The organism is Phytomonospora endophytica, assembly GCF_014202425.1.
Classification (GTDB): Bacteria; Actinomycetota; Actinomycetes; order Mycobacteriales; family Micromonosporaceae; genus Phytomonospora; species Phytomonospora endophytica.
This window is the reverse complement of sequence record NZ_JACHGT010000018.1, coordinates 95,863-121,751: the sequence shown is the minus strand read 5'-3', so window position 1 is coordinate 121,751 and position 25,889 is coordinate 95,863. Positions and strand designations below refer to the sequence as shown.

Annotated in this window: 23 protein-coding genes; 9 read left to right on the top strand and 14 right to left on the bottom strand. The window is 71.9% G+C overall.

Going from position 1 to position 25,889, the window contains the following annotated elements:
* The first annotated feature begins 63 nt into the window (after positions 1-63).
* Positions 64-1,626, top strand: a complete 1,563-nt coding sequence (locus HNR73_RS32855) for an FAD-dependent monooxygenase (RefSeq protein ID WP_184791645.1) — start codon at positions 64-66, stop codon at positions 1,624-1,626.
* 80 nt (positions 1,627-1,706) lie between these two features.
* Positions 1,707-2,300, top strand: a complete 594-nt coding sequence (locus HNR73_RS32850; RefSeq protein WP_184791643.1) for a TetR/AcrR family transcriptional regulator — start codon at positions 1,707-1,709, stop codon at positions 2,298-2,300.
* A 27-nt stretch (positions 2,301-2,327) separates the two neighbouring features.
* Here HNR73_RS32850 and HNR73_RS32845 read toward each other — a convergent pair whose 3' ends face one another.
* From HNR73_RS32845 to HNR73_RS32820, 6 genes are all read right to left on the bottom strand, one after another.
* Complete coding sequence (locus HNR73_RS32845) at positions 2,328-4,061, bottom strand: SseB family protein (protein WP_184791641.1); 1,734 nt, start codon at positions 4,059-4,061, stop codon at positions 2,328-2,330.
* 86 nt (positions 4,062-4,147) lie between these two features.
* Positions 4,148-5,515 (bottom strand): hypothetical protein, encoded by a 1,368-nt coding sequence (locus tag HNR73_RS32840; protein ID WP_184791639.1) that lies wholly within the window; start codon positions 5,513-5,515, stop codon positions 4,148-4,150.
* Between the two features lie 135 nt (positions 5,516-5,650).
* Positions 5,651-6,343, bottom strand: a complete 693-nt coding sequence (locus tag HNR73_RS32835; protein ID WP_184791637.1) for a response regulator — start codon at positions 6,341-6,343, stop codon at positions 5,651-5,653.
* The gene (locus HNR73_RS32830) at positions 6,340-7,497 is read right to left on the bottom strand and encodes a sensor histidine kinase (protein WP_184791635.1); all 1,158 of its coding nucleotides are present in this window, start codon (positions 7,495-7,497) and stop codon (positions 6,340-6,342) included. Before HNR73_RS32830 ends, HNR73_RS32835 begins: the two co-directional genes overlap by 4 nt.
* A gap of 11 nt (positions 7,498-7,508) precedes the next feature.
* Entirely contained in the window at positions 7,509-9,413 is a 1,905-nt protein-coding gene (locus HNR73_RS32825) for a serine hydrolase domain-containing protein (protein WP_184791633.1), read from the bottom strand.
* Between the two features lie 117 nt (positions 9,414-9,530).
* A complete protein-coding gene (locus tag HNR73_RS32820) occupies positions 9,531-10,808 on the bottom strand; it encodes an MFS transporter (protein ID WP_184791631.1) in 1,278 nt (425 codons plus the stop codon).
* Between the two features lie 99 nt (positions 10,809-10,907).
* Here HNR73_RS32820 and HNR73_RS32815 point away from each other — a divergent pair, with 99 nt between their 5' ends.
* Positions 10,908-11,993 carry a helix-turn-helix domain-containing protein gene (locus HNR73_RS32815; RefSeq protein WP_184791629.1) on the top strand — a complete coding sequence of 362 codons (1,086 nt, stop codon included), beginning with the start codon at positions 10,908-10,910 and terminating at the stop codon, positions 11,991-11,993.
* 6 nt (positions 11,994-11,999) lie between these two features.
* Here HNR73_RS32815 and HNR73_RS32810 read toward each other — a convergent pair whose 3' ends face one another.
* From HNR73_RS32810 to HNR73_RS32800, 3 genes are all read right to left on the bottom strand, one after another.
* Positions 12,000-12,434: a GNAT family N-acetyltransferase gene (locus HNR73_RS32810; protein WP_184791627.1), complete on the bottom strand. Its 435-nt coding sequence runs from the start codon at positions 12,432-12,434 to the stop codon at positions 12,000-12,002.
* 40 nt (positions 12,435-12,474) lie between these two features.
* Positions 12,475-15,174 (bottom strand): tetratricopeptide repeat protein, encoded by a 2,700-nt coding sequence (locus HNR73_RS32805; RefSeq protein ID WP_184791625.1) that lies wholly within the window; start codon positions 15,172-15,174, stop codon positions 12,475-12,477.
* A gap of 104 nt (positions 15,175-15,278) precedes the next feature.
* Entirely contained in the window at positions 15,279-16,241 is a 963-nt protein-coding gene (locus HNR73_RS32800; protein WP_184791623.1) for a helix-turn-helix domain-containing protein, read from the bottom strand.
* A 135-nt stretch (positions 16,242-16,376) separates the two neighbouring features.
* Here HNR73_RS32800 and HNR73_RS32795 point away from each other — a divergent pair, with 135 nt between their 5' ends.
* Complete coding sequence (locus tag HNR73_RS32795) at positions 16,377-17,942, top strand: S8 family peptidase (protein WP_184791622.1); 1,566 nt, start codon at positions 16,377-16,379, stop codon at positions 17,940-17,942.
* 64 nt (positions 17,943-18,006) lie between these two features.
* Here HNR73_RS32795 and HNR73_RS32790 read toward each other — a convergent pair whose 3' ends face one another.
* The gene (locus HNR73_RS32790) at positions 18,007-18,507 is read right to left on the bottom strand and encodes a pyridoxamine 5'-phosphate oxidase family protein (protein WP_184791620.1); all 501 of its coding nucleotides are present in this window, start codon (positions 18,505-18,507) and stop codon (positions 18,007-18,009) included.
* Positions 18,508-18,873: 366 nt separating this feature from the next.
* Here HNR73_RS32790 and HNR73_RS32785 point away from each other — a divergent pair, with 366 nt between their 5' ends.
* Positions 18,874-19,101, top strand: a complete 228-nt coding sequence (locus tag HNR73_RS32785) for a hypothetical protein (RefSeq protein ID WP_184791619.1) — start codon at positions 18,874-18,876, stop codon at positions 19,099-19,101.
* Positions 19,102-19,167: 66 nt separating this feature from the next.
* Here HNR73_RS32785 and HNR73_RS32780 read toward each other — a convergent pair whose 3' ends face one another.
* On the bottom strand, positions 19,168-20,349 hold the full coding sequence (locus tag HNR73_RS32780) for an MFS transporter (protein ID WP_203686532.1): 1,182 nt from the start codon (positions 20,347-20,349) through the stop codon (positions 19,168-19,170).
* A gap of 90 nt (positions 20,350-20,439) precedes the next feature.
* Between HNR73_RS32780 and HNR73_RS32775 the strand changes: the two genes are divergently transcribed.
* A complete protein-coding gene (locus tag HNR73_RS32775) occupies positions 20,440-21,045 on the top strand; it encodes a helix-turn-helix domain-containing protein (RefSeq protein WP_184791618.1) in 606 nt (201 codons plus the stop codon).
* 130 nt (positions 21,046-21,175) lie between these two features.
* Here HNR73_RS32775 and HNR73_RS32770 read toward each other — a convergent pair whose 3' ends face one another.
* Positions 21,176-21,589: a VOC family protein gene (locus HNR73_RS32770; protein WP_184791617.1), complete on the bottom strand. Its 414-nt coding sequence runs from the start codon at positions 21,587-21,589 to the stop codon at positions 21,176-21,178.
* Between the two features lie 126 nt (positions 21,590-21,715).
* Here HNR73_RS32770 and HNR73_RS32765 point away from each other — a divergent pair, with 126 nt between their 5' ends.
* Complete coding sequence (locus HNR73_RS32765; RefSeq protein WP_184791616.1) at positions 21,716-22,597, top strand: aldo/keto reductase; 882 nt, start codon at positions 21,716-21,718, stop codon at positions 22,595-22,597.
* A 1-nt stretch (position 22,598) separates the two neighbouring features.
* Here HNR73_RS32765 and HNR73_RS32760 read toward each other — a convergent pair whose 3' ends face one another.
* Together HNR73_RS32760 and HNR73_RS32755 are read right to left on the bottom strand one after the other, a co-directional pair.
* Positions 22,599-22,994 (bottom strand): hypothetical protein, encoded by a 396-nt coding sequence (locus HNR73_RS32760; protein WP_184791615.1) that lies wholly within the window; start codon positions 22,992-22,994, stop codon positions 22,599-22,601.
* Between the two features lie 44 nt (positions 22,995-23,038).
* Entirely contained in the window at positions 23,039-23,629 is a 591-nt protein-coding gene (locus HNR73_RS32755) for a TetR/AcrR family transcriptional regulator (protein WP_184791614.1), read from the bottom strand.
* An 85-nt stretch (positions 23,630-23,714) separates the two neighbouring features.
* On the opposite strand from HNR73_RS32755, the gene HNR73_RS32750 reads away from it, so the two are divergent.
* Both HNR73_RS32750 and HNR73_RS32745 read left to right on the top strand, forming a co-directional pair.
* On the top strand, positions 23,715-24,233 hold the full coding sequence (locus HNR73_RS32750) for a MarR family winged helix-turn-helix transcriptional regulator (RefSeq protein WP_184791613.1): 519 nt from the start codon (positions 23,715-23,717) through the stop codon (positions 24,231-24,233).
* Entirely contained in the window at positions 24,233-25,864 is a 1,632-nt protein-coding gene (locus HNR73_RS32745) for an MDR family MFS transporter (RefSeq protein ID WP_239122224.1), read from the top strand. Before HNR73_RS32750 ends, HNR73_RS32745 begins: the two co-directional genes overlap by 1 nt.
* Positions 25,865-25,889 lie beyond the last annotated feature (25 nt).

The window sequence follows — 25,889 nt, the reverse complement described above, 5'->3', positions numbered from 1 at the left end:
GCACGCGCCCGCTAATAATGGGCGCGCGGTCACTCCAACCCCGCCGCGAAGGGAGAAGACGCCATGAAACCTTCAGCCACCACCACCACCACCACCGACGTCGTCGTCATCGGCGCGGGGCCGGTCGGGCTCACGTTGGCGTGCGACCTCGCGCGGCGTGGGGTCGGCGTGCGGATCGTCGATCGGGCGCCCGCCCATGCGGTCGGTACGCGGGCCCGTGGCGTCCGCGCCCGCACACAGGAGGTGTTCGAGGATCTCGGGGTGCTCGAAGATCTGGCCAAGCACGCCGAGACGCAGCTGTCCACACGCTTCTACGACGCCGACGGGCACGTCGTGCGCGAGGCGGTCATGTACGACGCGCCTTCGGTCCCCGGCGCGCCGTATCCCGGCAGCCTGATGGTGGGGCAGCAGTTCACCGAGGCGGTCCTGCGCGATCGGCTCGCATCGCTCGGGGTCCGCGTGGAACTCGATGCGGCACTCGTCGACCTCGTCCAGGACGGCGGCCGGGTCACCGCGACCGTCCTGCGTGCCGGGCGTCGCGAGGAGATCCGGGCGCGGTACCTGGTCGGGTGCGACGGCGGCGGCAGCACCGTGCGCAAGCTCGCGGGGATCAGCTTCCTCGGCGAGACCTGGGAGCGGCAGCGGATGCTGTTCGGCAACCTCCGCGTCGAAGGCCTCGACGACTCCGTCACCCACATGTGGGCGCACGGCCCACGCGGGATGCTGACCCTGTCACCGATGCCCCGGAGCGACACCTGGTTCTTCACCGCGCCTCTGCCCGAGGACGGCGGCACGGCGACGATGTCGGTCGAGGCCTTCGCCGACATCTTCGCCGAACGCGTCGGCCTGCCCGGCGTGCGCTTCTTCGACCCGGTCTACCTCTCGGTCTACCAGGTCAACATCCGCATGGTGGACCGCTACCGCGACGGCCGCGTCCTCCTGGCGGGAGACGCCGCCCATGTGCACACACCCGCCGGTGGTCAGGGAATGAACACCGGCGTCCAGGACGCCTACAACCTCGGCTGGAAACTCGGCCGCGTCCTGCGCGGCGCGCCCGAAACGCTGCTCGACACCTACCAGGAGGAGCGCCTCCCGATCGCCGAGCACGTGCTCGCCTCCACCACCGCCAGAGGCAGGCACTGGAGTGGCACCGACACCGCACGCGTGTCCGACCGCATCATCGGCGCCTTCCAGGGCCGCGACCCGTTCAGCGACGTCAGCCAGCTGAGCATCACCTACCGAGGTGCCGGCCTCTCCCACGACCTGGACGACACGATCGGGATCCGGGCCGGCGACCGCGCCCCGGACGCGACCTGCGTCGACCTCGCGACGGGTGCGCCGGTGCGGCTGTTCGACCTGTTCCGCGGGCCGCATTTCACCCTGCTCGTCTTCGGTTCGGGACCCGCACCGCGAGTGGACGACGGCGAGGTTCGCACTCACCGCGTCCTCCTCGCCGCCCACGACGAGAAAGCGCTCCACGACACGACCGGTGAGGCGCACGAGCTCTACGGCGTCGACGGTGCCGGGCTCGTACTGATCCGCCCCGACGGCTACGTCGCCCTCGCGGGCGGCACCTGGGAGGAGCGGTCGGTGTCCGACTACTTGCAGCGCCTGGTCGGCCGCTAGGGGACCGCGGCGGCGGTAGATTGGGCTGGCACCCATCCGAGGGGCCGCACGCCCTGTTCGACCTGCCCGTAGGAGGACCCTTGCCGACCGGTGTCGCCCTGCACGATGCCCGGGCACGGCTGCTCGCCGCCGCCGAGCGGGTCCTGACGCGCGACGGCGCCGGTGCCTTGACCAGCCGCGCCGTGACCGAGGAGGCCGGAGTCGCCAAAGGGGTCCTGCACCGCCATTTCGCCGACTTCGACGACTTCCTCGCCGAGTTCGTGCGCGCCCGCGCCGCCGGAATCGAGGCGGAGATCGACTCGCTCGACGAGTCGACCGGCACGCTCGTCGCCAACCTGACCCGGGCGCTCACGCGCATCTTCACGCCGGTGAACCTGGGCTTGGTCAGCCTCGTGATCACGCGCGACCACCTGCGGACGCGACTGCGCACCACGACCCCGCACGGCATCCCCCTGCTCAGCGAGGCCAGTACCCGCCTCGCCGCCTACCTCGACGCCGAACGCCGCCGCGGCCGCGTCAACCCCGGCGCCGACACCCGCACACTCGCCCTGACCCTGATCGGCACCGGCCACCTCCTGTTCGCCGGCGAACTCGGCGCGCTCCCCGACGCCTCCGCCGTCCGCGAGATCGTCGAGGCGATCACGGTCGCGGCGGAGCCGGGGGTTCGTCCGTGAGGGGACCGCGGCGGCCCGCGTGCCCCCTCACCCCGCGAACGCCCGCACCTCCTCGGCCGTCATCGTCACCGAGATCGGGGATGCCGGGTTGAGGACGAGGTCGGGCCCGCCTTCCGGCCACGCGGCCGCGAGTTCACCGAACGGCGCTCGCACGGTCTTGCCCGACCCCCCACTCCGCTCCTGCCAGGTGCGTGAGCTGTACACCGGGATCGAGGGCCGTCCGCGCAGCGGAACCGGGTCCCACGGGAACCTCGGATCGGTCGGCGGCGTGTTCCAGTCGAGGCCGCGGTCCTCGGTCACGAGGATGACCTTGGCCGGACGCAGCATTTCGAGGAACCCGGACCGGTCTCCTCGCCGGGCCGCGTCGAGGAGTTTCAGGTCGGCGCGATCGTCGACGGGGAAGTGGTGCGACAGCGCGTGTGCGAGCGCCTGGTCGTGCCAGAGGGAGAGCGACGCGATCCGATCGCCCGGCAGGAACGCGCCGAGCGGCGTGCCGGGGTTGATCGCCAGATCCCAGGCCGGGTCGGGCCAGTGGCGCAGCAGGTTGGGGACCTCCGCGCCGGAGCGGGTCCTGATGCCGGTCCCCCGCAGCATGTACGTCGACGTGAAGACCTCCATCACGGTCCGGTCGCCGGCCCGTACCGTCCGCCACGGGAACGGCCGCCCGGCGTACCGGGTCCCCGGATCCTGGTCCGGTGGAGCGGGGAGCCGCACGTTCAGGTTCAGCAGGATCTTGAGGTAGGCGACGCGATCGCCCCGCGACGCGGCCGCCAGCAGGGTGTGGTCGGTCTGTTCGTTGGACTGGATCGCCACCCCGGGCGTGTGCTCCAGTGCCAGCGCGACGGCCGCCGCGTCGAACAGCGCCTCGTCGGGCTCGGCGCCGGGCCGGAAGTCGTCGGTGTCCGGGCGCAGGTCCAGCCTGTCGGCGAAGTCGGTCAGTCCCAGAACGCCGGCGCCGGGCAGGTGCACGGTCAGCGGCGTGTTCGGGTTCACAACGATCCCGAAACCGTCGTTCGGCCAGGCTTCGGCCAGGTCGAGCAGGCGGGTCGGCAACGTGGTGTAGGTGTTGGGGCCGAGTCCGAGGTCCACCCGGTTTCGTGAGGTGAAGACCGGCACCGCCTTACCCTGCTTGGTTCGCAGCGTCAGCCACCGGAATCCCGGTTCGCCGGGCAGGGTGTAGCCGTCCTTCTCGGTGGAGATGAGGAACAGCGGCGGCGCGAACAGTGCCCGCAGCGCCCGTTCGGCATCGCCGCCCGCGATCGCCCGCGCCAGCTCCTCTTCGGCCGCGCCGTCGGTGATGAGCGTGCCGGTCCGGATCTCCTCGAAGCCGTCCAGCCGGATGTCGGGGATGTGCAGGGCGTCGACCGGGTCGACGGCCCCGAGCCGGAACCCGGTGCTCATGACGTAGCTGCTCGGAACGCAGACCGCGATGGGCGATCCCGGGTCGACGGCCAGGCCCCACGTCGCCTCCGGCCACATCCTCGCCAGCTTGGGCAAGGTGTGGGGGACGCCGGACATGTCGCGAGCGGCGGGATTGGCGAGCATCGCCTCGGCAGAGGTGAACACCGGTACGTACCCGCGCCCGTCGACGGTCATCACCGGCCAGCCGCTGGTGCCCGGGCCGAGTTCATTGCCGTTGGGGCACGGGAGGACGACCGTGGCGCCTCGCAGTATGTCGAGGTAGGCCTCCAGGTCACCCCGGTCGACCGCCGAGCACAGCGCGACCTCCAGGTCGTTCGACGGGCCGAACGAGTCCGTCACGTTGACCGCCTTCCGTTTCGCTTCCTCCGTGTTGACGAAACGGACCGTACTGCGGGTCGCGGCGGGGAGTCTTGACTCGAACTTGACTACGACGCCGGCGGGAGTCCACTGTGGAGATCTCGTTGCCGGTCGTCGACGCGGGCCTGGATGTCGGCCATCCGGGCCGTGGCGGCCTCGTGCCGCTGCCGGGCCTGTTCGTAGTGCCGCAGTGCGGGGCGGTGGTCGGCCCGGACGCCGGAGAGCCTCGCCTTGTCCACGGCGGCCTTGGCGTTGAGTTCGGCCCGGTACGCCCTGTCGCGGTCCTGCCCGGCCGCGTGGAGCTCGGCGTTCAGGCCGGAGAGCAGGGTCGCCTGCGCCAGCATGTGATCGCCGTGGGCGGCCGCGGCCTGCACCGCGGCTCCCAGCCCGCCCAGGCCCGCCGTGGCCCGCACGACGTCCGCGATCGCCTGTTCGGTGGCACGTCGCTGCTCGTCGCTCATGGCCGCCTCCGCCTCGGGCGTGATCGCGGGCTGTCGCCCCATCGAGCGCGTGCCGAGGTCGATCTGGGCGATCGCCTGGTCGTACGCGGCGCGGCCTTCGGCCGTGAGGTGCTGGTCGCGCATGCGCACCAGCACGGCGCGCTGCTCCTCCATCCGCGCCGCCGTGGACTGCCGCATCTGCCCGACCGCCGCGGCGATGGACCCCGCGGCCCGCGCGGCCACGGGAGCCGCCTCCGGCTGAGACCCGTACCGCGGAACGCTCTGCCGCCGCAGCGCGAGCTCGTGGGCACTGTCGAGGTGCTCCAGCGTCATCGCGAAGCCCGCCTGGGCTTCGGGGCTGGTGTACCGCGACCGCGATGCCAGCAGTTCGGCACGCCGGGCCTCGTACCGGCGTTGCAGCGCCGACTGGACGCGGTCGGCGCGCACCGCCGCCGGATGGCGGCTCCGGATCCGGGCGCACAGCTGCCCGCGCTTCACGTTGAGCGTCCGCAGCTCGTCCAGGTCACGGCCGGGCAGAAGCGTCCGCCGACCCGTCCGGTGCCACAGTGCCCGCCGCCGCGCGTCCAGCTCGGTGAAGACCTCCAGCAGTTCGTGCCCGTCCTCGGCCGCCGGCGCGAACTCGGCGAGGAACGCGTTCAGTTCGGCGGCCCGCACGAATCCCCGCGCCAGTGCCTCCTCGATCAGCCCGGCCCACCGCTCGTGGACCTCCGGCGGCGACTTCGGATGGAGACCGGAACCAAGTTCTGTCGGCGCCATGCTCGTGACCCCGCTCGCCCCGGCCGTCAACGCGGCTTCGAGACAGCGCGCGTCGATGGTCAGCCGTGCCTCGATGTTCCGCACGGCCCGCGCGTCACCGGTCGTGTCGAGCGCGGCGAAGCGCCCGACGTAGCCGACGTCGACCCCCGCGAGCTCGGTGACCATCAGCCGCACCAAGGTCGCGGCCGCCGACTCGGCGAGGCCTGCGGGCACAGTCATCCCTGATCCCATCATCGTCGGTCCCGGCGGCCGACGTGTCCGGCCGCCCGGGCCGTCGCGTGATGCGGCGGCGAGGCCACGGTGGCACGGTTCGACGCGTCGGGTCTTGAGCCGGTCTTGACCGGTCAGGGGCGCTCACGTCCGCAAAGGACCGCCCCCGGCCCCCGGCGGTTCCCCGCCCGGCACGATCAGGCCCGTCTCGTATGCGCTGATCACCGCCTGTGCCCGGTCGCGCAGCCCCAGTTTGGTCAGGACGTTCGAGACGTGCGTCTTGACGGTGTGGTCGCTGACCACCATCTCCCGGGCGATCTCGGCGTTCGACATGGCGCGGCCGAGCAGCAGCAGGGTCTGCCGTTCGCGTTCGGTCAGCCGGTCCAGGACCGAGTCGTCCAGGCGGGGGCGAACCGTCTGGCGTGCGACGTCGTCGATCAGCCGCCGGGTGACGGCCGGCGCGAGCAGGGCCTCCCCGGAGCGTGCGACGCGGACGGCGTGTACGAGGTCCTCACCGCGGACGTCCTTGAGCAGGAATCCGCTGGCACCCGCGCGCAGCGACGCGTACAGGTACTCGTCCCGGGCGAAGGTGGTCAGCATGATGACCTTCGCGGTGCTCCCGGCGCAGATGCTCCTGGCCGCCTCGATGCCGTCGACGCCCGGCATCTGGATGTCGAGGAGCACGACGTCGGGCTCCAGCGCCCGCACCGCCTCGATCGCGGCGGCACCGTCGTCGACTTCGGCCACGACCTCCATGTCGGGCTGCGCCCCGAGGATCATGCCGAAGCCGACGCGCACCAGCTCCTGGTCGTCGGCGATCACCACGCGGATCGTCACAGCGCCCTCCCGGGCAAGCGGGCCTCGACGGCGAAGCCGCGGCCGTCTCGGCCGCGCGCGAACGAGGCCGTTCCACCGCAGGCGCGGGCGCGCTCGCGGATACCGATGAGGCCGCGGCCGCCACCGCCGTTCGTGCCGGTGCCGTTGCCGTCGTCGGTCACCGAGACGGTCAAGCCGTCGGCGGCCCAGTCCAGCCGGACTTCGACGTCGGCCGGACCGGCGTGTTTGACCACGTTGGTCAGGGCCTCCTGGACGATGCGGTAGGCGGCGACCTCGGCGTCGGCCGCCAGCGCTCCGGGCGCGCCGGTGACGGTCAGACCGACTCTTCGCCCGGTTCGGCCGGTGCCTTCGACGAGGTCCGATATCCCCGGGATCGAGGGCCGCTCGGCGTCGGCTCGTTCGCGGCCCTCCCACAGCCCGAGCAGTCCGCGTACCTGTGTCATCGCACCGCGTCCCGACTCGGCGATCGCCCGGAGGGCCGTCTCGGCGCGGTCGGGCGCGGTGTGCACGACCACCGCTCCGGCTTCGGCCTGGACGACGATGAGACTGATCGCGTGCCCGAGGATGTCGTGGGTATCGCGGGCGATCATGGTGCGTTCGCGCGCCACCGCGCGCTTCGCCTCGTCGGCCTTCTCGGCGCGCAGCCGCTCGGCCAGCGCCTGCCGGCCGGCCGTGAGCCGCCCGAGGATCCAGGCGGTGACCACCAGGATGAGGCCCCGCGTGGCGGTCTCACCGCTCGTGGTGTCCAGCACCAGGCCGAGCGCCTGGACCGATCCGAGCACCGCCAGGACGGCCACCGCCCACACCCGGGCCCTCGGCCCGCAGAGCGCCGCCGTCGAGTACGCCGCCACGAGGACCGCGTAGGGCACCTCCTGCGGCGCGGTGTCCGGATCGGGCGCGGCGTAACAGATCTGGAGCGCCAATACGGCCAGCAGCACCGGCAGCGGCGCCCGGCGGCGCCACAGGAGCGCGACCGCCATCGCCGGGACCGGCAGGTACTGCCACCACGTCCAGCCGGCGACCGGGTCGGCGACCCGGGTGGTGAACAGGAATGGAGCGGTGTGCGCGGCCAGCACCGCCACGGCGACGGCGGCGTCGAAGGCGAACGGCGGCGGGCGGAACCGGCGTGGGCGGATGGCGGTCGGACGCGGCATGAGGGGCACTCTCACGTGAACGAAGGTCCGGTCATGTTATAGATCATCGCGACCGCGGCGAAGGCCATCGTGGCGACGGTCACCGCGGTGTAGCCGAGGCGGCCCCGCCGGCTCCACCAGCCGCGACTCCACGCGGCGGCGGTGAACCCGGCCAGCGCGACGCTCGCCGGAACCGTCAGGGAGGCCAGGATCAGCATGGCGAGCAGCGGGACCGAGGCGGTGGCGAGCGCGACCTGGAACTGCGAGGGCACCGCGGCCAGGGCGACGAGGAGGACCACCGAGCCGACCGTCGAGGCGCAGGCGGTCCATGCGGTCAGGCGGGCGGCGCGGGCGGTCCGCGACGGGCTCGGCATACCCCGGCGGCGTCGGATCAGGGCGGCGAGCGGCAGCCAGACCAGTGCGGTCAGCGCGGTGAGCACGGCCGCTGCGAGCAGCGCCATGTGCGGGTACGGGTGTTCCAGCGGCCCGGTGCGTTCCAGGACTTCGGTGGCTCCGCTGAGGGCGATCGTGCCGTCTTCCCCGAACACCAGCCGGTCCCAGGTGCCCGGGCGCTGGAAGTGTCCCGGCGCGACCTGGACCCATGCGATGCCGTCGGCCCAGATCCCGTCGGTGACGATGCCTCCGCCGTCGGTCGCGCGGACCCGGATCGGCCGTTCGAAGAGGGCCTTGACCTTGTAGAAGCTGTTCTGGCTGGTGCGGCTGGAGTGGTACCAGCCCTCGTAGGCGGTCGCGTCGGCGTCGGGCGTCGCCGCCGCCGTGGGCGGGGCCGGTGAGGGCAGGTAGCGGTCGGCGATCTGGCGGGCGAGCCCGAATCCGTCGATGCCGCCGCCGCTGTAGCCGTCGCCGTTGGCGACGATGTGCAGGCCGATGCCGTATTCGGGCAGGAGGAACATCGTGCCGTGGAATCCGGGGAAGTCGCCGCCCTTGAACCAGGCCGGGTGCCCGCCGATGAGGATCTGCTCCCATCCGAAGCCCATGCCCGGCAGCGAAGCGTCCTCGGTGTACTGCGGCCGGAGCATCTCCTCGGCGCCGGGTCCCATTCGCGGATCGGCGCCGAGCGCGGCGATCATGTAGCGGGCCATGTCGGCCGACGTGGACACCGGCCCGGCGCCGGCCGCGGGGGTGTCGGCGTAGGCCAGTTCGACGGGGTCGTTGTGGCCCATGTCGATGGAGTAGCCCGTGGCCAGGGTCTCGCCGATGGTGGCGGGATATGGCATGGAGACGGTGGTCCGGTTCATGCCCAGTGGTGCGAGGACGTTGTCGGCGACGTAGCGGTCGTAGGGGACTCCGGAGGCGGACTGCACGAGGTAGCCGATCAGGGAGTAGCCGTAGTTGCTGTAGGTGACGGTCTCGCCCGGCGGCCGGACGCGTTCGGGCTGGACGGCGGCCATGCGCTCGGCGAAGTCGGGGATCTCGGCGGCGTCGGTGCCGCCGCTGCCGATGAGGTTGTCGTCGTCGAACCCGGCGGTGTGGGTGAGCAGGTGCCGCAGCGTCACCGGCCGCCCGGGGTAGGCGTCGTCGATCTGGAAGTCGCCGAGGTGGTCGTTGACGTCGGCGTCGAGGTCGAGCACGCCTTCCCCGACCAGCCGCAGCGCCGCCTGCGCGGTGAAGAGCTTCGTCTGCGAGCCGATGAGGAAACCGGTGCGCTCGGGATCGACCGCTTCCGCCGCGGCGATGTCAGCGACACCGAAGCCTCCCGAGTAGACGACCTGTCCGCCGGCGACGACGCTCACCGCCGCCCCGGGCACGTCATTGGCGAAGAGGGCGTCGGTCACGTAGCCGCTGACGAGGGAGTCGAGACCGTCGAGCGGAACTCCGCTCGCGGGATCGGCGGAGGCCGCCGCCGGCACGATGCCGACGAGTGCGAGCGCGGCGGTGCCGACGGCGGCGAACCTCGCGATGACCTGCTTGAACATGGGGCTCCAGACTCGTGGGGGATGAGCACCAGTCTGGAATCCGTGGGGCGAAAGGACATCGCCGACGCGACCCATCTTGCGACTCACCCGCGCGAGGGAGTCACGGGGGCGGACGTCTCACCGAGGGGCCACTGCGCGCTCGGAGGGCCTGGCCGCGTCCAAGGCGTCCGCCGCCACATCGTCTCTTCGCCGTCGCGGCCCGCCGTCCCTCTCCGCGGCGACCGCGGCGGCGGAGGCGAGCGTCCCCGCCGCGAGGCCGCCCCACAGGGCTCCCGATCCGAGTGACGCCAGGGACGTGATCACGGCCGGGGACACCGCGAGGCCGAGGCCGGTCGAGAGCTGGAAGCGGGCGAGGGCGCGGCCCAGGGCGTGTGGTGGGGCGAGGGCGGTGACGAGTGCGGTGGAGCTGCCGGCGTAGATGATCTCGCCGATGGTGCAGACGACCGACACCGCGGCGACGGCCGGGGCGGCCCAGCCGTGTCCGAGGGCGGTCGCGGCGAGGAAGCCCAGGTAGGACGCGGCGATGACGAGGCCGCCGAAGGCGAGCACGGCCCGTCGGGAGAAGCGCGACAGCAGGACGGTGACCGGCACTTGCAGGGTGACGACCAGGACGGTGTTGGCCACGAAGATGGCCGCCGACCATGCCGGTGAGGCGTGCAGCTGGGTCACCAGGACGAGGGGGAGCGCGATTTCGGGGACGTTGAGGCAAAAGACGTAGATGACGTTGGCGGCCAGCAGGGCGCGCATCCGGGGCGGCGGCCGGTCGGCGTGGTCCCCGGTGGGGGCGGTGGCCGGGGTCGTGTGCAGGTGGACCGACCACGCGAGGGTGGCCGCGGCGAGGTAGGCGAGGCCGGTGACGGCGGCGAGTGCCTGGAGGGCGGTGGGGCCGCCGGCGAGGCAGGCGGTGGCCAGGAGGGCGCCCACGCCCAGGCCGGCGTTGCGCAGGGCGCGTCCGGCGGCGAGGGCGGCGTCGCGTTCGCGGCCGTGGGCGACGGTGGCGACGAGGGCGGCGTGGGCGGCTGGCCAGGCCTGGTTGCCGATGCCGAGGAAGAGCACCGCCGCGGTGAACAGCCAGACGTGTCCGGTCGGGGCGGCCAGCAGCAGTGCGACGCCGACGACGCGTACCAGCATCGAGGCCGCGACGACCGTGCTGCGGGCGCCCCGGTCGAGCCATCGTCCGACGGCGGGTGTGCACGCCAGGGCCACGACGACGCCCGCGGTCATGGCGATGCCGGTGGCCGCCGGGGACAGTTCGAGCACCATGACGCCGTAGAGCAGCAGGAAGGGGCGCAGCAGGCCGGTGCCGAGCGCGTCGACGGCCATGGCCACGGCGTAGCGGGGGCCGCCGGAGGCACGGATGAGGGCGCGCGGCCGGATCGTGGTGGTGGTCGCCATGGCGACAACGGTGCGGCGGGGTGGCGGGCTCGCCACGTCGGTTGACGAACTCCGTCAACCGACGCGGTTCCCGGCGGCCGGACCGGCCAGAATGGGGGAGTGACGTTGAGGATCGACATCGGTGGCCTTCCGGCCGGGCGCTTGCGCTTCGCTGCCTCCCCGCTGGCCGAGCTGACCGCGATGCTGCACGTCCTGGCCGAGCCCGGGCATCATCCGCAGCTCGCGGGCTGGGCCGCCGACACCTGGTCCGGGCTGCGCCCGGAGCTGGCCGAGCGGCTTCGGGAGGCGGAGTTCCTCTGGCGTTCCTCGCGAGCCGACTTCCTGGTTCCCGCCCGTCCGCGCCAGACACTCGCCGAGGAGCTGGACGACGTCGACCGCCTCGACGACGAGACCTATGTGACCGCTGCGCTGATCACCACGTGCGGCAGCAACCGGGTCCATTTCGGGGCGCCTTCGCCGCTCGCCGACGCGTCGGCGCGGCAGCGTGCGCTGGACCTCGCTCAGGCGCGCGGTGTGCTTCAGGAGGCTTTCGCGGAGCGGTTGCTGGCGGATCCGGCGGCCGTGCGGGCGCGGGTGCGGCGCACCCTCGAAGAGTGCGCCGGGGCCTTCTTCGACGACGCCTGGGCGAGCGTCGCGGTGCGCGTCGCCACCGATCTGCGGTTGAAGAACGACCTGCTGAGGCGCCAGGGCGTCGCGGCGGCGCTCGCGTCGGTGTCCAGTGCGATCACGCTGTCGCCGGACGGGGACCGCATCATCGTGGACAAGTTGCAGGACAACGCGACCACGGCCCAGGGCGCCGGGGTCACGTTTCTCGCCAGCGTCTTCGGGCGTCCGCATCTGGTGGCGGTGCACGCGCCGGGGTGGCAGCCGGTGCTGCAGTATCCCGTGGCCGAGGCGGGTCCGTCGGCGCCGGTGTCGCTGGAGACTGTGACGTCGCGGCTGGAGGCGCTGGCGCATCCGGTACGGCTGCGGTTGTTGCGGACCCTGGCTCGCGGTCCGCATACGACCGGGGAGCTGGCGCATGCCTGGGAGTTGTCGGCGCCGGAGGTATCCAGACATCTCGCCGTCTTGCGTCGTGCGGGGTTGCTCACGGCGCGGCGGGAGGGACGGTACGTCCGGTACACCGTCAATCTGGTGGATCTGACGGGGCTGGGGGGCGATCTGCTGGCGGCGGTGATGCGCTGAGCGGGTCTAGAGGTGCTCTTCCCACACGATCTGCATCCACTCGTCGCGGTCTTCCTGGGGGCCGAAGCCGAAGCGTTCGTAGAGGCCGGAGGCGTCCTTGGTGGACAGGATCATGCGGCGCAGTTCCATCGGTTCGATGTCGGCCATGATCCGTGCGATGAGCCGCAGGCTGATGCCGGTGCCGCGGACGCTGCGATCGACGTAGACGTCGCCGAGCCAGGCGATGATCGTGTGGTCGGTGACCAGTCGCGCGAAGGCGACCTGGTGGCCGTCGGGGTGGTAGACGCCGTAGCAGACCGAGTGGTCGAGAGCGCGTTCGACGCGTTCGCGGGGGCGGCCCGGTGCCCAGTAGGTGTCGGTCGACAGCCGGTCGTGCAACCAGTCCATGTCGAGTCGTGCGCGGTCGGTCGAGATCTCGTACCCGTCGGCGTCGATCGGCATGGTCGCGAGGGTACGCCTCCCGGTGGCCTGAGCGGGCCGTTCAGTCCGATTCTTCGCCCAAAGTGGACAGCGAGGCGCCGACGACGTCGGCGAAGGACGATCCGATGGCGACGTAGATGCGGGCGGCTTCGGTCCAGTACTCCCGCGCGGCCGCCGGTTCTGTGCGGTCGCGTGCCACGTCGCCGAGTCCGCGCAGCGCGTCGGCCTCGCCTATGCGGTCCCCGAGCCGCCGGTGGAGGGCGCGGCCGCGGGCGAAGAGGTCGGCGGCCTCGTCGTAGCGGCCGTCGGCGCGGGCCACCTCGCCCATGCCGCGCAGGCTGTCGGCCTCACCGAGCAGGTCCCCGGCCTCGCGGTAGAGCCCGTGGGAGCGTTCGTACAGCGTCCCGGCCTCGGGCCACCGCTCGCGCAGTCGTGCCAGTTCGGCAAGGCCCCACAGGCTCTCGGCTTCGCCTCTGCGGTCGCCGTCGTCGCGGTACATGTCAAGGGCCCGCTCGTAGTGCGTGGTGGCGCCGGTGAGGTCGCCGCACATCATCGCCACCTCGCCGAGGCCGGTCAGGCAGCCCGCTTCGCCTTCGGTGTCACCGGCTTCGCGGTAGATCGCCTGTGCTTCGACGAAGTGCACCCCGGCGTCGCCGTAGCGTTCGTTGAGGCGTGCGACGTGGCCGAGCCCGGTGAGGCCCCGGGCGATGCCGAAGCGGTCGTCGAGGTCGCGGTAGATCGCCACGGCGCGGCCGTAGTAGCCGGTGGCTTCGGCGTACTGGTCTCTGAGGCGGGCGACGTTGCCGAGGCCGACGAGTCCGGCGGCCTGGCCGCGTTCGTCGCCGAGGCTCGTGCCGGTGGCCAGCACGAAACGGTGGCAGGTCTCGGCGTCGTCGGTGAAGCCGAGGTTCTGCAAGGGACCGCCGACCGACAGCGCGATCGTCGTCAGCGCCGTGCGGGCCTTGTCGTCGGTGGGTTCGACGGTCAGGGCCGCGAGGAGGTTCTCGCGCTCGTCGGCGAGCCGGCGCAGCGCGCCCGCGACCGCTTCACCGTCCACATCGGAGGTTCGTTCGCCGTTGGAGGGCCCGGGGTGCACCAGGGCGTACGGCGAGCTGTGCAGGTGTCCGGCGATGGTCGTGGCGACCGCGGCCTGTGCGGCGCGGAGTCGGCCGGCGGCCTGCCGCCAGAGTTCGTCGTCGATGTCGGTGGCGGCGCGTTCCTTGACGTAGACGGCGATCAGGTTGTGGAAGCGCCAGGTGGCGCCGGGGTGCGATTCGAGCAGGTTCGCCGCGGCGAGTTCGGCCAGCAGCAGCCTGGCGCGTGCCTCGGTGGTGCCGAGGAGCGCCGCGAGCGCGAAGGCGCTGGCGGTTCGGCCGGGTTTGCGGACCAGGAGGCACAGGGCGCGGCGTTCCATGTCGCGCAGGCGACGGTAGGACATGTCGAAGGCGGCCCATACGGCCTTCGCGGCGGGTGCGAGGGGGGATTCCAGTCCGGCGAGCGAGGGGTCGGTGGCGCCGCGGATCGCCCACACCTCGGCGAGTTCGGTGGCGATGTCGGAGACGGGCAGGTCCTCGTAGCGGCGCAGGGTGGCCAGGACGATGTCGATGGCCAGGGGGAGTTCGGCGGTGAGCGCGGCGAGGCGGTTCACGGCTTCGGGTGTGGCGGTGGGCCTCGCCTCGGCGAGGATCCGGCGGGTGTCTCGTGTGGACAGCGTGCGAAGGCGGTACTCGTGCGCGCGAAGGCCCGACAGCCGGTCGCGGCTGGTGATCAGCACCAGGCAGTTGCTGGAACTGGGCAGGAGGTCGCGGACCTGCCGTTCGTCGCGGGCGTTGTCGAGAATCACGACGGGGAAGCCGTGCCGGACGACTTCCGAACGCCAGGCGTTGGCGCGCATGGCGGGGGAGGCGACGACGTTGTCGGTGGCCGCGCCGCAGGCGACGAGCAGTTCGCCGAGCACGGAGGTCGGGTCGGCGGGCGGGAGCAGTTCGCCGCTGGGGTCGGCCTCCCAGCCGTGGAGGGCCACGAACGGTACGTCGAAGCCTTGCGCGCGGCTGAGTCGCCAGGCCAGTTCGGTGGCGAGAGTCGACTTTCCGACACCGGGCATGCCGTGGATGACGATCATCAGTGGCCGGCCCGGCACGGGTTCGTAGGCGGCGACGAGGTCGAGGAGGGTGCGCAGATCCTCGTCGCGTCCGGCCATCTCGCCCGAGGCGGGCAGCGCGAACAGGTCGCCCGACAGCCAGCCCTGCTGGAGGCGTTCGTCCATCCGCCGGGAGAACTCGGCGACGTCGGAGCGGACGGCGTCGACGGCGTCGAGTTGTTCGCGGTGGCGGCTGGTCGCGATGAGCCGGTCGTGGAAGCTCTCCAGCGGGCCGCCGGGTTTGCCGTGCCCGGCCACGGCGACCCGGATGTTGCGGTCGAGGGCGGTGATCATGGCCTCTACGTCGGTGTACTCCGCTCGTGCGGTGTCCTCGGCGCTCACCCAGTGGGTCACCGCGGTCGTCAGCGTGCGGCTGACGTCGCCGTCCACATCGGGTGTGATCGCGGCGGTCCGGGCGTCGAGTCCGCGCAGCCGACGGCGCAGGAGTTCGGCGATCGCGGCCCGTTCGGCTTCGCTGGAACCCAGCTCCTGGGCCGTTCGCTTGATGGCCTCCGACAGCGCCGACTTCATCGCGCGGGTCACCGGGTTGGGCCGCATCCGGTCGCCGAAGATCGCGGTGAGGGCCTGCAGTAAGCCTTCGGTGAGCAGTTCTGGCAGCACTTCACGATCCCCCTGACCGGCGCGCGGGCGCTCTCAGCGTATCCGCACCTCGCCCGGGAGACGGGATCACGCGAACACGCCGGGGCCTTCGCGTTTCACGGCCCCTACTCCCACTCCCACCTGATCCCCGTGACCCCCGGCGCGGCGTCCGGGGTGTACCAGTGCACGGTCCGCCCGCGCTGGCACGGCAGCGGCGTCGCCTCGGCCGGGATCGTGCCCACGCGTCCGGCGCGGAATCCCTCGCAGCGCACGGGTGTGGCGGCGGGCGCGAAGCTGACCCGAAGGAGGGCCGAGCCGCCAGGGTTGCGCAGGACGCGGTAGTAGCGGTCGGCGCGGGGTCCGGCGCCTTCGGGGAAGCGGAACTCGTAGTCGAGGAGCATGACCTCGCCGCGTCCCAGGACGTGGTCGAACAGGAACTCCGCCACGGTGAACCCGGCGGCCTCGTCGCTCCGGCATCGCCCGATGCGGCAGCCGGGCGGCGCGGCGACGTCGGGCAGCGGGCCGTCGTCTTCGGAGTGGTAGAAGACGGTGCAGTTGGCGACGCCGTCCTCCCGCGAGGTCAGCAGCTGGCGGATCGCCACGGAGCGGAACCGGCCCTCGGCGTCGAGGCTCACCAGTTCGTCGCAGGCGACCGACCGGATGCGCTGGTCGGCGCCGGTGTCCACTTCGGCCAGCAGCTCGGCGAGGCGCGCGTGGTCGTCGAGCAGGGCGTCGTAGCGCACCGAGCCCGGCACGTGCCGGAGCCAGCGACCCCGCGCGCGGCGTGGCCCGAAGAGCCGGACGAGCGTGTCGCCGGGCAGCGCGAGGCCCTCCTCCAGCCACCGCAGTGCCTCGATCGACTCGGCCCGTTCGGGTCTGCTGCGCCCGTTCTGCCAGTTGCTGAGACTCGACGCGCTGACGTTGAGGCCGAGCGCGCGCAGCCGGTGCTCGATCCTGTCGAGGCTGAGTCCGTAATCCCGCAACGCGAACCTCAGCGCGGCCTCGAAAGGACCCGACTGCACGGCGGCCAGGAGCTCGGGGGAGGCGAAACCGGTGGTGAGGCGCCGGTTCCCGCCGGGTGTCGTCATCGGTAGCACCGCCCGGGTGGCCAGGGTTTTGCCCCATCATCCACAGATTTGCCGCGCGAGGGAAGAAGGTGTTCCGCGACGGCGCTCGCCGGGTCTAGCGTCCCTCACCAGTTCCTTGACCGAACGGAGACGATCATGTCCGACTTCGCGCGCAGTTTGGTGCGGGCGGTGTGCGCACTGCTCCTGGCCGCCGCCGCGTTCCCGGCCGCCGGACCGGCGGCGGCCGCCCCGGCCGACGCGCCGCTGTACACCGATGGCACGGCCGACGTGCCGGGCCGCTACATCGTGGTCCTCAAACCGAGCGTGTCCACATTGGATGCCCCGACCGCTGCCGTCACGGCCGCCGGTGGCACGGTCCGTCACCGGTACCGGGCGGCGTTCCAGGGCTTTTCGGCCGACCTCCCACCGGCCGCCCTCGACGGCATCCGCAAGAACCCGGACGTCGACTACGTCCAGTCGGTCCGCGTCCACCGGCAGGAAGACCTCGCCGGGGGCGGCACCCAGCCCGGGGCGCCCTGGCACCTCGACCGCATCGACCAGCGGCAGCTCCCGCTGGACGGGAACTACGGCTACGCCGATGACGCCGACGAGGTCCGCGTCTACGTCCTCGACACCGGTGTGCGTGCCACGCACACCGAGTTCGAGGGCCGGGCGTCGGGCGTCTACACGTCCATCAACGACGGCAACGGCACCAACGACTGCCACGGGCACGGCACCTTCGTCTCCAGCCACATCGCCGGCAAGACCTACGGTGCGGCGAAGAAGGCCTCGATCAAGGCCGTGCGGATCCTCGACTGCGGCGCCTCGGGGACCACCGAGCAGATCGTCGACGGCATGGACTGGACCGCCGACAACGCCGTCCTGCCCGCCGTGGCGAACATGAGCGTCCAGAGCTCGGGCGGCAACGCCGACCGGGTGATGGACACCGCCGCGAAAGGCATGATCGACAAGGGGATCCTGCTCGTCCTCATCGCGGGGAACTTCAACAAGGGCGACTGCCAGAACTCCCCGAAGGACGCCCGGGCGATCATCATGGCGGCCTCGACGAGGACCGATTCGCGCAACACCGGCACCAACGCCTCCAGCTACGGCTCCTGCGTGACGGCCTTCGCGCCGGGCGCCAACGTCACCGGCGCGGGCCGCGCGAGCGACACGGCGACCCAGTCCGGCTGGTACGGCACGTCCTTCGCCGCGCCGCTGGCCGCCGGTGCGGTGGCACTGGACCTGGAGAAGAACCCGTCGCTGACCATGGCCCAGGCCAAGGATCACGTCATCACCAACGCCACGACCGGTCTCCTGACCGACATCGGCACCGGATCGCCCAACCGCCTGCTGTACACCGGGCCGGGCAGCACCGGCGGCTGCGCTCCGGTCACCAATCCCACCGACGTCCCGATCGCCGACCTCGCGACGGCCGACAGTCCCGTCACCGTCAGCGGATGCACCGGCGCCGCCGCCACCAGCACCGTCGCGGTCGACATCGTCCACACCTACCGCGGTGACCTCGTCGTGTCCCTGATCGCGCCCGACGGCACCGCCCGCACCCTGCACAACCGGACCGGCGGCAGCGCCGACAACCTCAAGACGACCTACACCGTCGACCTGTCGTCGGAGGCGCGCAACGGGACCTGGACGCTGCGGGTGCGCGATGCCGCGGCCAACGACAGCGGGTACGTCAACTCCTGGACCCTGACGCTCTGATCCACAGGGGACAGACGCGGGCGGGACGCACCGGGTGACCGGGGCGTCTCGCCCACGGGCACTCTCACGCGCCCTGCCGTTCCCGCTGCCGTTGCAGCAACTCCTCGACGGCGCTCGGCAGGGTCGTCTCGAAGTCGATGAGCTTCGCCCAGGTCGGCGTGATCACGATGCGGACCATGCCGTCCTCGTACAGCGAGCGCACCCCGGCCTCCCACTCGACGCGCTGTTCGGGCGTCATCTCGTAGGTCGTGGTCGTCTGGAGGTACTCCTCGGGAATGCCGTCGACGTAGTCGAGTTCGGCGCGGCCGCGGATGAACAGGATCTTCGGCGGGTGGGACTCGGTGTCGATGGTCAGGGCGACAGCCGGGTTGGCCTTCAAGGCGGCGAGTTTCTGTGCGTTCTTGGGCGTGCACACCACGACTTCGGTGCCGTTCCAGGCGAAGATGATCGGGATGTTGCGCGGTGTGCCGTCCTTGGCGACGTAGGCCAGGCGGGTCACGTCGCGGGCCAGCAGCTCCCGGCTGAGCGGCAGGTTCAGGATCGCGGTGATCTCGTTCGGGTTCACTGTCGTGCTCCTCGGCTGAGTGGCGTGTCGGGCTCTCGACGTGACGGGGACGAAGCCGGGTGCGGCGTTTCGACATCGCCGCCGGGCTCCTTTTCGCGGGTGTGACGCCTCTTCCAGATCCCCCATCCCGCCGTCGGTGTCCCCGCCGCGCCAATATGCTGGGGTCATGGGGTACCTGGCAGCCGCCGTCGGCGGAAGCCGCGCCTCCCGGAGGGCCGCCGTCGAGCGCGTCCCCGCGGGGGCCGACCGGCCGTCCGGCCGCACCATCCCAGCCTTTTCCCAGGCGCTTCACGCCGCCTCGGCCCGATGGCCTTGAGTCGACGGTGGAAGTCCCGTGCCCCACGACATCAGAAGAGGGAGCCGATCATGATCACGATCAGGGACATCGCCGAGGAGTTCGCCGACCGGACGGGCGACTCGATCGACACGGCGCTCACCGTCGTCACCGCCCAGGCCTCACGGCTCGGTGTCGACACCGGTGGCGCCGTGCGAGCGCCCGACCTCGGTCTCGGTGACGAGACCGCCGAACGCGTCCGCGACGTGTGCCTGTGGGCCGTCGACTGGCAGGCGGGCGCCACCGGTAGCGGAGGCTGAGGCCTCACGCGACCGGCGGCGCCACGGAGCGTCGTGCCCGCCCGAGCGGGCACGCGCCCGTGCCGATCACCCCCTCCCCGCCCGGTCGAGGAGGACGAAGGGCACCGCGACCACCGCCAGCGCCGCCCCGATCAGGGACACCGAGGTGAGCGAGGCGCCCCACGCCAGCGGCGCCGCCGCCAGCACCGGCGTGACGCTGATGCCGAGCTGGAAGGCTGACACCGTCGTCGCCCCGGCGAGTGTGGGGGCGGTGCCGGCGATGGCGAAGACCCGGCCGTAGATCGCCGGGTTGACCACGAAGGCTGCGACGCCCAGCGCGAACACCGCCGGGACCACGGCCCAGACCTGTTCCACGGCGGCGACCATGACCAGCGACAGGACCGCGACGGCGACCGTGCCGCCGAGCAGCGCCAGGTGCGGACGCCGGTCGGCGATCCGCCCGCCGATCGACAGCCCGGCGAAGGCGCCGACGCCGAAGAGCGCGAGGACCGCCGGGATCCAGATCTCGGCGAGTCCGGTGACCTCGGCGAGCATCGCGGCCAGGTAGTTGAACGTGATCATGTACGCCGCCGTGGTCAGGATCGTGACGGCGAGCATGTTCCACAGCGCGGGCCTGCGCATCGTCGCCAGTTCGCCGGCGACGCCGGGCTTCGCCGTGGGCGCGGCGCCGGCGGCGGGCAGCCCGAGGACGCAGGCGGCCATACCGGCGACGGTGAGCGCCACGACGGCCCAGAACCCGCCGCGCCAGTCGGTGAAGTGGCCGAGCAGTGTCCCGGCGGGCCCGCCGGCGACCATCGCCACGCTCAGGCCGCTGATCACGACGCCGGACGCGCGGGCGTTGCGGTCCGGTGTGACCAGCCGGATCGCGGTCACCGAGGCGACCGCGAAGAAGCCCGCGTAGGCGACACCGGCGATCGCCCGGCTGACCAGCAGGGTCGAGTAGTCGCCGAGCAGCCCGGCGGCGATCGCCGCTGCGAAGACGCCCTGCGTGACCACCAGCGCCGTACGCCGGGGCCAGCGCAGGCTCAGTACCGCGAACGGCGGACCGCCCACGACGACGCCCAGCGCGAAGGCCGTGATGAGCATCCCGGCCGAGGAGAGCGTGACGTCCAGGTCGGCCGCCACGGCCGGCAGCACCCCGGCGAGCAGGAACTCCGCGCTGCCCATCGCGAACAGGCTGAAACCGAGCAGGTAGACGCCGGCCGGCAGCCTTGAGCGGTTCGTCGGGGTCTCGATCATCGTGTCCATTCGGATCACCTCCACCGCGAGGATCAGGACCCATGCCCGTTTCAGGCAAGTAGCCTTGCCGTTTCCGGGACGGCTTGCTTCACTGGGGACATGGACGGACAACCGAGCGTCGACGCCGTGATCGAGCAGATCGCCCCGCGCCTGCGGCGGGCCCGGGAGAAGAAGGGCGTGAGCCTGGCCGAGCTCGCCCGCGCGACCGGGATCTCGACGAGCACGCTGTCGCGGGTGGAGTCGGCGCAGCGTAAACCGAGCCTGGAGCTGCTGCTGCCGATCACGGCGGCCCTCGGCGTGCCGCTGGACGAGATCGTCGCCTCACCGCGGATCGTCGACCCGCGGGTGCCGCAGAAGCCGACGCGGTCGGGCGGCCGGATCCTGGTCCCGCTGTCGCGCAGGCAGGGCGAGCCGCGTGCCTACAAGCTGACGATTCCCGCGCACGACGAGGAGCCGCATCCACGCACCCACACCGGTTTCGAGTGGCTGTACGTCCTCGACGGGCGGCTGCGCGTGCGGCTGGGTGAGCAGGACTTCGTGATGGGCGCGGGGGAGGCCGCGGAGTTCGACTGCCAGATCCCGCACTGGTTCGGCGCGGCCGGGCGCGGGCCGGTGGAGGTGCTCAGCCTGTTCGGGAGGCAGGGGGAGCGGGTGCACCTGCGCGCGGTCGCCGGGCCGGGCGTCACACGTCGGGATCCGGAGTGATCACCGGCGTCGCCGTGCCGTCCTCGATGGACCGCGGGAGGAGGCTCATGCCGACCTCGTCGTGGAAGCCGAAAGCCCTCTGGCCGCCGACACCGAGTCGCGAGGTGGCTTCGCCACCCCCCGCCGCCCTCTACTTCTTCGGGTGGCTGAAGCGGACCATGTTGCCCGCCGGGTCGCGGAAGGCGCAGTCGCGGACGCCCCAGCCCTGGTCGGTCGGCTCCTGGATGACCTCGGCGCCGGTGGCGCGGATCTGCTCGAAGGTGGCGTCGACGTCGTCGGTCCGGAAGATCACCGCGCGCAGCAGCCCGCGGCTGAGCAGGCGCGCGGCGGCCTCCTTGTCCTCCTCGGCGGCGTTCGGGTCGCCGACGGCCGGTTCGAGGACGATGTCGATGCCCGGCTGCGAGGGCGCGCCGAGGGTGACCCAGCGCATCGACTCGTAGCCGACGTCGTTGCGGACCTCAAGGCCGACGGCGTCGCGGTAGAACGTGAGGGCCCTGTCGTGGTCGTCGACGGCGATGAAGGTCTGGAAGAGTTCGTTGGTCATGTGATCAACGCTAGGTGGGGGTGCTGGCGGGCCGCTTCTTCATTCCTGACCGATCGGGCGCGGGCGGGGGAGGGGAGTAATGAGAGTGCCTCCCCGGCGCGGTGTTTCCTCCGTACCGTCGAAGTCATGACCGAGATCATCACGCTGAACAACCAGGTGACGATGCCCGCGCTGGGCCTGGGTGTCTATCAGGCCGCGCCCGAGGAGACCGTCGCCGCGGTCGCCGCCGCCCTGCGCACGGGCTACCGGCTGGTCGACACCGCCGCGGCCTACGGCAACGAACGCGAGGTCGGCCGGGCCGTCGCCGAATCCGGGCTCGACCGCGACGAGGTGTTCATCGAGACCAAGATCTGGATCAGCGACTACGGCTACGAGGAGACCCTCCACGCCTTCGGCAAGAGCGCCGGGAAACTCGGCGTCGAACGGATCGACCTGCTCTTGCTGCACCAGGCGCTCCCCGGCGACTTCGACCGCACGATCGAGGCCTACCGCGCGCTGGAGACGCTGCTCGCCGACGGGCGCGTCCGCGCGATCGGGGTCAGCAACTTCATGCCGGATCATCTCGACGCGCTGCTGGCCAAGGCCGCGGTGGTCCCGGCGGTCAACCAGGTCGAGGTGCACCCGTACTTCGCGCAGCCCGAGGTCCAGCGCGCCGACGCGGCCCGCGAGATCGTGACGCAGGCGTGGTCGCCGATCGGCGGGATCACCAGTTACCGCGACACCGGCGCCGGGCGCACCTTCGACGACCCGGTCATCACCGGGATCGCCGCCGAGCACGACCGCACGCCCGCGCAGGTCATGCTGCGTTGGCACCTCCAGGAGGGGCGTTCGGCGATCCCGAAGTCGGTGAATCCCGAGCGCATCGCCGCCAACTTCGACGTGTTCGGCTTCACCCTCACCGATGAGGAACTGAAGGCCCTCGACGCCCTCGACACCGGTGTCCGGCGCGGTCCGGACCCCTCCGACATCACCCTTGAGGCCTTCGGGCGGGAGATCCCCGAGGCGTGACCTAGTCGGCGTCCTCGGCGGCGACGGTGCGGAGCAGGCCCTTGAGGTCGGCGGCCGACCCACTGGCGCGCAGCTTCTCCGTCCCGCCATCGGTGCGGCGGTGGTACTCCAGGTGGATCACCTCGCGGCCGTCGCCGACGGCGTCGACGAGGCGGGTCATCACGTCGGCGGCCACGCGTGCGCGCGTTTCCTCACCGAAACGCAGCAGCGGCAGCCAGCAGGCGCCGTCCCCGGCGTCGACGTGCCGGTGCTCGCCGGTGGCGTAGACGGCGTCCCAGCCGAGGGTGCGCAGGGCCCCGACGGCCGCGCGCGCCTCGACCGGGTAGATCCCCGGCGAGGTGTCGCGCGGGATCCGGTCGAGCCCTGGGAAACCCGGTGTGATCTCCACCCGCCGCATCGCGTCCCCTCCCTCGGCGTGCCGGGACGATGATCGCACGGGTTTCAGTCGAACTTCTCCCCGACGATCCCCAGCGCGTCCAGCCGCAGCTGATCGAGGCCGGCGTCGGGCTGGTCGAGCCAGTACTGGAACGACACGCGCATCGACGTCAGCGTCGCCGCCGCCAGCAGCCGCGCCCGCAGGGGGGAGGCCGTGGCCTCCGGCAGGCGGGTGGCGATCTCGGCGGCGAGGTCCCGCTCGACGGCGGCGTAGGTCGCCGCCTGGTGGGTGGCCAGGCTGATGTGGCGCCGCACCATCCGCAGCTTGTCCATGAACTCCTCGTCGAAGGCCGGGCCCTCGGCGTTGAAGCCCTCGACGGCGGCGGTCAGCGCCTGCCAGGGCGTCTCGGTCGCCGGGCGCTCCCGCACGAGCGTCACGAAGCGCCGTAGCCGCTCGTGGTCGCTGTAGAGCAGCGCCTCCTCCTTCGACGCGAAGTGGTTGGAGAAGGTCCGGCGGGACACGTCGGCCGCATCGCAGATCGCCTCGACCGTGACCTTGTCGAGGCCCTGGTCGGCGGCGAGTCGCACGGCCGCCTGGTGGAGAGCCGTGCGCGTCGCCATCTTCTTGCGTTCGCGCAGGCCGGCATTGGTGTCCATCGCGTCGATCGTACCGTGATCCTTACCTCATTTCCCATTGGGAAACTTTGCCCAATGGGAAGCGAGGTGAATGATTGCTTGTGCCATGCAAGAAACACCGCGCGACGACGCCCTCGAAGAAGACCTCCGCAACGGACTGCGCGGCCTGCTCAAGACGATCAGGCTCCTCCGCCGCCGCTGGACCGGGGCGCACGCCGCACTACCCGCAGGTGTCATGCCGCTCCTCGGCCAGATCGAAGAGGCCAGCGCCGGAACACGCGGCTGCCACCTCAAGGACCTCGCCGAGGCGCTCGCCCTCGACACCTCGACGGTCAGCCGCTCCATCAGCGGCGTCGTCACGCTCGGCCTCGCCGAACGCGTCGCCGACGAACACGACCGCCGTGCCTGCCTGATCACCCTCACCCCGGCGGGGCGGGAAGCCCTCGCGGCCAGTCGCGACTGGTACCACGAGGTCTTCGCCGAGACCCTCGCCGACTGGAACCGCGACGAGCTGCGCAGCTTCGCCGCACAGATGCTCCGCGTCACCGACGACGTGGCCCGTCACCTGGCCTCGGATCGCCCGAGCGCCTTCCCACGACCCGTCGACCACAAGGAGACCGCCTGATGGGCGAACCACCCGCCACTCAGATGAACCACCGGCAGATCCTCGAAGCCCTCAGCGGCCTCCTGCTCGTCCTGTTCGTCGCCATGCTCAGCGGCACCGTCGTGTCGACCGCGCTCCCGAAGATCATCGGAGCGCTGGACGGCACCCAGGGCCAGTACACCTGGGTCGTCACCGCGACCCTCCTCACCGCGACGGCGTCCACGCCCATCTGGGGCAAGCTGTCCGACCTGTTCAGCAAGAAGGCGCTCATCCAGATCGCCATCCTCATCTTCGCGGCGGGATCCGTGCTCAGCGGCGTCGCCCAGGACGCCGGGCAGCTCATCGCCGCCCGTGCCTTCCAGGGCCTCGGCGTCGGTGGCCTCCAGGCGCTCGTCCAGGTCGCCATCGCCGCCATGATCCCGCCCCGCGAGCGCGGCCGGTACAACGGCTACCTCGGTGGCGTCATGGCGCTGGCGACCGTCGGCGGACCGCTCCTCGGCGGCGTCATCGTCGACTCGTGGCTCGGCTGGCGCTGGTGCTTCTTCATCGGCGTGCCCGTCGCGATCCTCGCGTTCTTCGTGCTCCAGAAGACCCTGCGCCTGCCCGTCATGCGCCGCAAGGTCAAGATCGACTACCTCGGTGCCGCCCTCATCGCCGCCGGCGTCAGCCTGCTGCTCATCTGGGTCTCCTTCGTCGACCACGAGTTCGACTGGATCTCCTGGCAGAGCGGCGCCATGGTCGCCGGCTCGGTGCTCCTGCTCGGTTTCGCCGTCCTCGTCGAATCGCGTGCCGCCGAGCCCGTCGTCCCGCTCCCGATCGTGCGGCAGCGCACCACGGCGCTCGCGATCATCGCCAGCCTCGCGGTGGGCATGGCCATGTTCGGCGGATCGGTGTTCCTCGGCCAGTACTTCCAGATCGGCCGCGGTTACACGCCGACCGAAGCGGGCCTGATGACCATCCCCATGATGGCCGGCGTGCTCGGCTCGTCGATCATCATCGGACGTCTCGTCAGCAAGACCGGCAAGGTCAAGCCCTACATCGTCGGTGGCGCCATCGTGCTCGTCATCGGCATGCTCGGGCTCAGCTTCATCGACCACGAGACCTCGCTGATCTACCTCGGCGCCGCCATGTTCGCCGTCGGCGTCGGCGTCGGCTCGACCATGCAGAACCTGGTCCTCGCCGTGCAGAACACCGTCCGGCTCAAGGACATCGGCGCGGCCTCGTCGTCGATCGCGTTCTTCCGTTCGCTCGGTGGCGCCGTGGGTGTCTCGGTCCTGGGAGCCGTGCTGGCCAACCGCGTGACCGAGAACATCACCCGTGACCTCACCGCCATGGGAGTACCCGCCGACAGCTCGCAGGGCAGCGGCAGCCTGAACCTCAACGCGCTGCCCCCGGCCATCGAGCACATCGTGCGCGCCGCCTACGGCGACGCCACCGGCCGCATCTTCCTCATCGGCGCGGCCATCGCCGTCATCGGCGTCATCGCGGCCATCTTCCTCAAGCCCGCGCCCCTGCGCACCAGCCTCGACGTGCCGGAGCCGGCCACCGCGGCGGCCACCGCCGCCTCGGCCGCCGACGCCAGCCCCATGGCCGACGTCGAGATCCTGCCGCCGGGCGCGGGGGACGGGCTGCGGGAGCCGTCCAGGAGGTAGGAATCGCGGGGGTGCGCTTGTCCAC

Bases quoted from the DNA above. Each gene is read 5' to 3' on its own strand.
- HNR73_RS32830 (WP_184791635.1), bottom strand. From the start codon at position 7,497: ATGCCGCGTCCGACCGCCATCCGCCCACGCCGGTTCCGCCCGCCGCCG.
- HNR73_RS32770 (WP_184791617.1), bottom strand. From the start codon at position 21,589: ATGACCAACGAACTCTTCCAGACCTTCATCGCCGTCGACGACCACGAC.
- HNR73_RS32755 (WP_184791614.1), bottom strand. From the start codon at position 23,629: ATGGACACCAATGCCGGCCTGCGCGAACGCAAGAAGATGGCGACGCGC.
- HNR73_RS32775 (WP_184791618.1), top strand. From the start codon at position 20,440: ATGGACGGACAACCGAGCGTCGACGCCGTGATCGAGCAGATCGCCCCG.
- HNR73_RS32825 (WP_184791633.1), bottom strand. From the start codon at position 9,413: ATGTTCAAGCAGGTCATCGCGAGGTTCGCCGCCGTCGGCACCGCCGCG.
- HNR73_RS32800 (WP_184791623.1), bottom strand. From the start codon at position 16,241: ATGACGACACCCGGCGGGAACCGGCGCCTCACCACCGGTTTCGCCTCC.
- HNR73_RS32765 (WP_184791616.1), top strand. From the start codon at position 21,716: ATGACCGAGATCATCACGCTGAACAACCAGGTGACGATGCCCGCGCTG.
- HNR73_RS32855 (WP_184791645.1), top strand. From the start codon at position 64: ATGAAACCTTCAGCCACCACCACCACCACCACCGACGTCGTCGTCATC.
- HNR73_RS32795 (WP_184791622.1), top strand. From the start codon at position 16,377: ATGTCCGACTTCGCGCGCAGTTTGGTGCGGGCGGTGTGCGCACTGCTC.
- HNR73_RS32745 (WP_239122224.1), top strand. From the start codon at position 24,233: ATGGGCGAACCACCCGCCACTCAGATGAACCACCGGCAGATCCTCGAA.
- HNR73_RS32840 (WP_184791639.1), bottom strand. From the start codon at position 5,515: ATGACTGTGCCCGCAGGCCTCGCCGAGTCGGCGGCCGCGACCTTGGTG.
- HNR73_RS32810 (WP_184791627.1), bottom strand. From the start codon at position 12,434: ATGCCGATCGACGCCGACGGGTACGAGATCTCGACCGACCGCGCACGA.
- HNR73_RS32820 (WP_184791631.1), bottom strand. From the start codon at position 10,808: ATGGCGACCACCACCACGATCCGGCCGCGCGCCCTCATCCGTGCCTCC.
- HNR73_RS32785 (WP_184791619.1), top strand. From the start codon at position 18,874: ATGATCACGATCAGGGACATCGCCGAGGAGTTCGCCGACCGGACGGGC.
- HNR73_RS32780 (WP_203686532.1), bottom strand. From the start codon at position 20,349: ATGGACACGATGATCGAGACCCCGACGAACCGCTCAAGGCTGCCGGCC.
- HNR73_RS32760 (WP_184791615.1), bottom strand. From the start codon at position 22,994: ATGCGGCGGGTGGAGATCACACCGGGTTTCCCAGGGCTCGACCGGATC.
- HNR73_RS32750 (WP_184791613.1), top strand. From the start codon at position 23,715: ATGCAAGAAACACCGCGCGACGACGCCCTCGAAGAAGACCTCCGCAAC.